We start from the raw sequence: 7,220 nt of genomic DNA on the forward strand, positions 1-7,220 counted from the left end.
GAGGAGTGCCCGGCCAACGTTCGATCAGTCGACAATGATGTGTCGACTGAAGCGACGAACGCCCGGAGCCATAACGGAGGGCGGTGGCCCGCAGGGCCGGATGAGGGGCGGCGCAACTCTGCGCGATCTCCTAAAAGTATCAATGCCGCATGCTGATCGCGACCCGGCTTATCTCGCCCTCAACAATCGTCTCCACTCCATCTACAGTCATCCCGCAGTGCAAACGCGTATTGCACCGCAGCGTCGAATTATTCGCGGCCACGCGTCTTCGACTGTTCTGTCGATTTACTGGCATCGTGAAGATGGCTAGCCTTCCCCTCGCATTCTGCCAGAGGGAACATCATGAACTGGACTGAAAAGGACAAGAAACTGGGTATGGACCGCGCCATAACAAGGCGCGATTTCATGGACGGCGTGGCGATGGCGATCGGCGGCGCGGTGGCCTTGCGCGCCATGGGCCCCGGCCAGGCACGCGCGCAAGCTGCCGCCACCGCCTACCCGCCTGCCGCTGCGGAGCTGCAGGGGCAGACCGACACTGCCCAGAATGTCATGCATGCCGTCCGCGACGGCACCTACTGGTCCGACGCCGGCCCGGTCACGTCGAGCGCCGAGAGCTACGACCTCGTCGTCGTCGGTGCCGGTATTTCGGGCCTTGCCGCCGCACATGCCTTCCGCAAACAGGCCGGCCCCGACAAGCGTGTGCTGATCGTCGATCCGCTCGCCGATTTCGGCGGCCACGCCAAGCGCAACGAATTCACCGCTTCGAATGGTTCGAAGCTGATCGGTTATGGCGGCAGCCAGTCGATGCAGACGCCGAGTTACTTCAGCCCCGCCGTCAACGCGCTGCTCGCCGACATCGGCATCGAACCGAAACGCTTCGAAACCTTCTACGATCAGAAATGGTCCGATGATCGCGGCCTGTCGGGCGCCATCTTCTTCTCCAAGGAGCAGTGGGGCGAGGACAGGCTGGTGATCCGCAAGGGCAAGCCGGCCGAATGGGTGGCCAACACACCGCTCAACGACAAGGCCAAGGCCGACCTGATCCAGCTTATGGAAGCGCCCGGCGACTATCTGCCCGGCCTAAACAGCGAGCAGCGCCTGCAGAAACTGTCGGAGATCACCTACAGGGCGTTCCTGCTCGACCATGCCAAGGTCGACCCGCAAGTCGCTGACTATTTTGCCACCTCGACCAATGGCTATTTCGGCGTCGGCATCGACACTGCGAGCGCACTCGACGCGCGCGCCAACGGAAATCCGGGTTTTGACGGTATGGATCTCGGCGAGGCTGTGTCGAAATACAACAGCCCGTCCGGCCGTCTCGCCTTCACCGACCCCGACGACTACATCTACCATTTCCCCGACGGCAATGCCGGCATCGCCCGCGCTCTGGTACGCGCGCTGGTGCCAGGCGCGCTTGCCGGCACGACAATGGAGGAGCTGGTTACCGAAACCGTCGACTATTCAGCCCTCGACAAGCCGGAAAACGCTGTCCGCATCAGGCTGAATTCGACAGTCGTCAAGGTCGCGCATGATGGCGCCCCAGGCAGCGCCAGCTCGGTTACCGTCACCTATGCCGATATCAAGGGCAAGCCGGTCAGCATCAAGGCCGGGCACGTCGTGCTCGCCTGCTGGCACCGGGTCATTCCCTATCTCACCGACGAACTCGGCACTGAGCAGACAACTGCCCTCAACGACCAGCAGAAGGTGCCGCTGATCTACGCCAACGTCCAGCTGCGCAACTGGGAGGCCTTCGACAAGCTCAAGATCGACGGTTTCAGGGCGCGCGGCGATTTCTGGAGCGGCGCCGACATCGATTTCCCCGTCTCGATGGGCGCCTACAAATTCGCCGACAAGCCTGAGGATCCCGTCATCTTGCACCTCTCCAAGGTGATGACCAGCCCGGGCCTTGCCCCGCGCGAACAGGCGCTGGCCGGGCGGCGGGCAATGATGGCGCTGAGCTTCGAGGAGATGGAGCGCTCGATCCGCGACCTGCTCGGCCGCGCCCTGTCAGGCGGCGGCTTCGACCCCGCTCGCGACATAGAGGCCATCACCTGCAATCGCTGGTCGCACGGCTACGCCTACGAATATATGCGCCCCGGCGACCGTTTCTGGCCCGACGGCCCGCTGCCCATCGAAGCCGCGCGCAAGCCATGGGGCCGCATCTCGATCGCCAACGCCGACAGCGGCGCCTACGCCTACGCCCATTCGGCGATCGACCAGGGCGTGCGTGCGGTACGGGATCTGCTGGGGACGCCTGAAGGAGCGCCCGACTATGCCCGCTTCCCGGGGCCTCCGGCGGAGAAGATCGGGCTCTAAAGCGGGCGATCGACGCTTTATCCTTCTCCCCGTTCACGGGGAGAAGGTGGCCCGCAGGGCCGGATGAGGGGCAGCGCAAACCAGCTCTTAAATGTCGTGTCAGCCATCACGGATACGCAAGATGAGTGGGCTCTATCGCTACCTCCCAAACCGCATCACCCAGTTCACCTCCCACGTTTCGCCACTATCCCTGGACATCGCCTGTTCCCAGCGCGGTTCCTCCCCGCCAGTCCAGAGGAACCGCACGCGCACCGGCACACCGCCCTCGACATCGTCGCCATAGAAGATGCCACGCCCGTCCTCGAACCTCCCGATCGTCGGCGGGAACAGCCGATAACTCTTTGTGTCGCTCCAGTAGATCGACCACAGCCCCGTCTCCGGGTTGTAGAGCCTGAGCGTCATGCCGGTGAAGCCGCGCTCTGGCACCGTCATCTGGTCGAGATTGCCGCCGAACGTGCCGTCGGGTGCCTGCATCACCTTTTCGATGTGCGAGAACGCGGTGAACGTCTCCCATTCGGTGGAACCCACCAGCCGCGCGCGCAGGCGTTCGTTGGTCACCGTCCAGTCGCCGATCAGGAAATCGAAATCGTCAAAGCCGCTCATGCCATCCTCCCATTGGTTTGCCCAGGAATAGCAGACCCCTGCTGACAGGCTTCTGTCAGCAACTGCCCGCGAAGGCCGGCAAGCGATGGCTTGACCTTGCCGGCACCTCGGGCTCATCTGCCGCCGCGATCCCGCCACAGCTTCCGCGTAACGCCCGCCCCATGAAATTGCTCACCGCCCTTCTTGCCCTGGCCACCCTCTCCGCCTGCGCCTCCCGTGCGCCGGTGCCGCCAGCGCCCGTCGCCGCCCCACCTGTTGCCGTGCAGCCCGTCGTCGAGCCGCTGCCGGCAGGTGTCAAGCCGCTGACGGTCGAGCAGGACGAACAGATTTCGCAGGGTTGAGCGGGGATGAACTTGCTCCGCAGGCTGCTTCGCTTTTTTCTGCTTGGTATCGTTCCTTCGCACCCCCCCCCTTCTGGCCTGCCGGCGTTCGATGCTCGAAAAGCCAAGCAATTGGCTTTTCGTCCGCTGCGCGGACCTCATCGCACCCCCCCACAAGGAGGGAGATTAGTCGCGTCGCCGGCGGCGCAAGTCCTGCAAGATTGCGGGGATTCAGCTTACTGTCTCGGCGATTGGGCGCGGCGACGATGACAGCGTGATCTCCCTCCTTGCGGGGGAGATGGCCGGCAGGCCAGAGGGGGGTGCGAAGGAACGCAAGCCCTCAGAATCTGCGTCTAGCGCAAGCAGCCCTTGCCAGCGAACGCGGTAGCGATAAGCTCGGCCCATATCCACGGAGGCCGCGAAAAACATGGCCAAGGGCATGGTCGAGGGCGAGAAGATCGATGTCGGCTTTTCCGGTCGTCGCTGCATCCACTCGCGCAATTGCGTTCTCGCCAATCCTCATGTCTTCGAGCCCAATGCGCCGGGCGAATGGATTCACCCGGACGCGGCGTCTGTCGAGCAGATCGTGGCGATCGCCGAAAGCTGTCCTTCGGGCGCCCTCACCTATCGCCGCCGGGATGGCGGGCCGGCTGAGGCGCCGCCGGTGGTCAACACGGTTCGCATCCGCGAGAACGGGCCGCTGGCCGTGCATGCCGAAATCGTCTTCAACGGCGAGACCTTCCATCGCGCCACCTTGTGCCGCTGCGGTGCCTCTGAGAACAAGCCGTTCTGCGACGGCAGCCACACCAAGACCGGCTTTGTCGCCACCGGTGAGCCGGTGTTGAAGCAGTCCCAGCCGCTCGCTGCCCGGGATGGGCCGCTGGTCGTCACGCCGCAGCCCAACGGCAACCTCAAGCTCGAGGGCAATGTCGAGATCGTCACCGGCACCGGCCACACGATCGACCGCGCGACAAAAGTCTGGCTTTGCCGCTGCGGCCAGTCGGCCAACAAGCCCTGGTGCGACAACACCCACAAGCGCGTGTCGTGGTCGACGGAAGGTCGATGACAAGCCAACGATTTGGCTTGGCAAACGGCTAAGCGCCCGTAGCCACAGCGGAGGGCAGGCTTCATTGCATGACGTGCTGAGCTGAGCCGGTCGTTTCATCAGGCTGGCCAATTTTGCTTTGCAGGCGATATCGGCTAAGCGGAACGGAACTCACGAACGCCGGAAGCCCAGCGCATGCACGCCAGCCATCCTCTCTATCTCGGTATCGACACCGGCGGCACTTACACCGACGCCGTATTGTGGTCCGAGGCGCTTGACCCGCAGGGCAGGGTGCTGGCCAAGGCCAAGTCGCTGACCACCCGCCACGACCTGGCGGTTGGCATTTCGGGCGCGGTCGACGCGGTGCTGGACAAGGCTGGCGTCAACCCCGCCGCCATCAAGCTGGTGTCGATGTCGACGACGCTTGCCACCAACGCTTTGGTCGAGGGCCAGGGCGGGCGCGTGGCGCTGGTCATGATCGGCTTCTCCGAGGCTGACCTCGCCCGCGACGGGCTGAAGACCGCGCTCGGCACCGATCCGCTGGTGCTGTGCGAGGGCGGCCATGACGTCCACGGCAACGCCCGCACGCTTGATCTCGGAGCCCTCGAAGCGGCCTTGCCAGAATTGGCGAAATCCGTCTCGGGCTTCGCCGTCTGCGCCTATTTCGCCACCCGCAACCCGGCTCATGAGACCGCCGCCCGCGACCTTATCCGCGAGGCGACGGGCATGCCAGTCACCACCAGCCACGAGTTGTCGGCCAAGCTCGGCGGCCCGCGCCGGGCCCTGACCACGCTGCTCAATGCCCGCCTGATCTCGATGATCGACCGCCTCGTCGCCGCGACCGAAGGGTTCCTCGACAAGCGCAAGATCAATGCGCCCTTGATGGTGGTGCGCGGTGATGGCGCGCTAGTGTCTGCCCAATTCGCCCGCCAGCGGCCGATCGAGACAATCCTGTCCGGTCCCGCTGCCAGCCTCGTCGGCGCCCGTCACATGACCGGGCTCGACAATGCTGTCGTCTCCGACATCGGCGGTACCACCACCGATGTCGCCGTGCTCGACCATGGCCGCCCGCGCCTCGACCCCGAGGGCGCCACCGTCGGCGGCTTCCGCACCATGGTCGAGGCTGTCGCCATGCGCACCTTCGGCCTCGGTGGCGATTCCGAGGTGTCGCTGGAGGAAGGCGGGCTGAAGCCGAAGATGTCGCTCGGCCCGCGCCGCCTGGTGCCGCTGGCGCTTGCCGGCATGGTCCATGGCGAGGCGGTCTCGGTGGAGCTGGAACGCCAGCTGCGCGCCCCCAATCCCGGCCGCATGGATGGCCGTTTTGCTGTGCGCACCGGCGTGCCCGAGCAACTGGCGGCAGGGTTGACCGCGCCGGAGGCAAAGCTCTACGACCAGATTACCGGCGTGCCGCAGCCGATCGACCGCCTGCTCACCTCCAACGCCCAGAATGCCACGCTCAATCGGCTGGTGTCGCGCGGGCTTGTCCATGTCTGTGGCTTCACGCCTTCGGACGCCGCTCATGTGCTTGGCCGCCAGGCCAATTGGGACGAGGCGGCGGCCAGGCTCGGCGCCGAGCTGTTCGCCCGCAAGCGCGACGGTCGCGGCCAGCCGGTCGCGGCGAGCCCGGAGGCGATTGCCGAACGCGTGCTGGCGACGTTGACCCGCCTGTCGGCGGAGGTGATCCTCGAAACCGCCTTCGCCGAGGATGGGCTCGACGGTGCTGCAACCGTGGCACACGCCCTGGTACAGCGCGCCGTCGACGCCCATCCTGGCATCGCTCGCTTCACGGTCGCGCTCGACCGTCCGGTCATCGGTCTCGGCGCCTCGGCCCCGCTGCATTATGCCGGCCTGCCGCCGCTGGTCGGTAACGAATGCGTGGTGCCTAGGGATACCGACGTCGCCAACGCGCTGGGGGCGGTTGTCGGCCAGGTCCGCGTGACGGCCGAGGCCCGCGTCAGCCAGCCCAAGGAAGGTCTGTTCCGCGTCGCCGTCGGCGAATTGTTGCGCGATTTCACCGACGAGGAGGCGGCGATGGCGCTGGCGGAAGCCGAAGCGCGCGCCATAGTTGGCGCGAGGGCTCGCGATGCCGGCACCGATGCGGCAGAGGTCGAAGTGACTGTCGATCTCAAAGTCTCGACGGTCGAAAGCCAGCGCATGTTCATCGAGGCGCATGTGCTTGCCACCGCCAGCGGCCGGCCCCGGATCGCGGTTTGACGGCTAAATCGATTTGCAGCGGCAATGGCCGTAAATCATTGCTGCCTTGCAACATTCGACGAATTGACCGTGCGCGTTTTGCATGCCAAACGCCCGAAAACTTTATTTAGAACGCCCCTGCGGCGCCGGAATTCTGGAGCGCATCTCATGACCGATACTGTCTCCCTTCATGGCCTTTCTGTTGCGCGCGAGCTCCACGACTTCGTGGTCGCGGAGGCTCTGCCAGGGACGGGTGTCGATGCGGAGGCCTTCTGGGAAGGTTTCGCCGCGATCGTGCATGATCTGGCGCCGAAGAACCGGGCGCTGTTGGAAAAGCGCGACGACTTCCAGCTCAAGCTCGACGCCTGGTACCGCAAGCATGGCGCCCCGCACGACATGGCGGCCTACAAGGCGTTCCTGAGCGAGATCGGCTATTTGGTCCCCGAGGGTCCAGCCTTTGCTGTCACCACCGAGAATGTCGATCCCGAGATCGCCACCGTCGCCGGGCCGCAGCTGGTCGTGCCCGTCATGAATGCGCGTTATGCGCTGAACGCCGCCAATGCGCGCTGGGGTTCGCTCTATGACGCGCTCTACGGCACCGATGCGATTTCCGATGCTGACGGTGCCGAGAAGACCAAGGGCTACAATCCCAAGCGTGGCCAAAAGGTCATCGCCTGGGCCAAGGCGTTCCTGGATCAGTCAGCACCGCTGGCTCAGGGCAGCTGGAGCGACGTGACCGGGCT

The 7,220-nt window shown here is 65.1% G+C and carries 5 protein-coding genes and 1 pseudogene; 5 read left to right on the forward strand and 1 reads right to left on the reverse strand.

All coding sequences use genetic code 11. The annotated features are described in order from the left end of the window. The first annotated feature begins 342 nt into the window (after positions 1 to 342). Positions 343 to 2,316 carry an NAD(P)-binding protein gene (locus tag HNQ95_RS05435; protein ID WP_182573534.1) on the forward strand — a complete coding sequence of 658 codons (1,974 nt, stop codon included), beginning with the start codon at positions 343 to 345 and terminating at the stop codon, positions 2,314 to 2,316. 138 nt (positions 2,317 to 2,454) lie between these two features. Here the strand turns inward: HNQ95_RS05435 and HNQ95_RS05440 are convergent, their stop codons facing one another. Continuing rightward, positions 2,455 to 2,919 carry a hypothetical protein gene (locus HNQ95_RS05440; RefSeq protein ID WP_067954485.1) on the reverse strand — a complete coding sequence of 155 codons (465 nt, stop codon included), beginning with the start codon at positions 2,917 to 2,919 and terminating at the stop codon, positions 2,455 to 2,457. A gap of 161 nt (positions 2,920 to 3,080) precedes the next feature. Here HNQ95_RS05440 and HNQ95_RS05445 point away from each other — a divergent pair, with 161 nt between their 5' ends. The 4 genes and pseudogenes from HNQ95_RS05445 to HNQ95_RS05460 all read left to right on the forward strand — a co-directional run. After that, complete coding sequence (locus HNQ95_RS05445) at positions 3,081 to 3,260, forward strand: sugar transporter (protein ID WP_154384715.1); 180 nt, start codon at positions 3,081 to 3,083, stop codon at positions 3,258 to 3,260. 406 nt (positions 3,261 to 3,666) lie between these two features. Beyond that, positions 3,667 to 4,305, forward strand: coding sequence for a CDGSH iron-sulfur domain-containing protein (locus HNQ95_RS05450; protein WP_154384716.1), 639 nt, complete (start codon positions 3,667 to 3,669; stop codon positions 4,303 to 4,305). A gap of 174 nt (positions 4,306 to 4,479) precedes the next feature. Next, on the forward strand, positions 4,480 to 6,498 hold the full coding sequence (locus HNQ95_RS05455) for a hydantoinase/oxoprolinase N-terminal domain-containing protein (protein WP_154384717.1): 2,019 nt from the start codon (positions 4,480 to 4,482) through the stop codon (positions 6,496 to 6,498). A 147-nt stretch (positions 6,499 to 6,645) separates the two neighbouring features. Next, positions 6,646 to 7,220 (forward strand): annotated as a pseudogene (locus tag HNQ95_RS05460) (malate synthase G); the annotation flags it as partial.

Origin of the sequence: Aminobacter ciceronei, from assembly GCF_014138625.1 — a bacterium.
GTDB lineage: Bacteria > Pseudomonadota > Alphaproteobacteria > Rhizobiales > Rhizobiaceae > Aminobacter > Aminobacter ciceronei.

Coding starts and splice junctions, on each gene's coding strand:
- HNQ95_RS05455 (WP_154384717.1), top strand. CDS start 4,480: ATGCACGCCAGCCATCCTCTCTATCTCGGTATCGACACCGGCGGCACT.
- HNQ95_RS05445 (WP_154384715.1), top strand. CDS start 3,081: ATGAAATTGCTCACCGCCCTTCTTGCCCTGGCCACCCTCTCCGCCTGC.
- HNQ95_RS05435 (WP_182573534.1), top strand. CDS start 343: ATGAACTGGACTGAAAAGGACAAGAAACTGGGTATGGACCGCGCCATA.
- HNQ95_RS05440 (WP_067954485.1), bottom strand. CDS start 2,919: ATGAGCGGCTTTGACGATTTCGATTTCCTGATCGGCGACTGGACGGTG.
- HNQ95_RS05450 (WP_154384716.1), top strand. CDS start 3,667: ATGGCCAAGGGCATGGTCGAGGGCGAGAAGATCGATGTCGGCTTTTCC.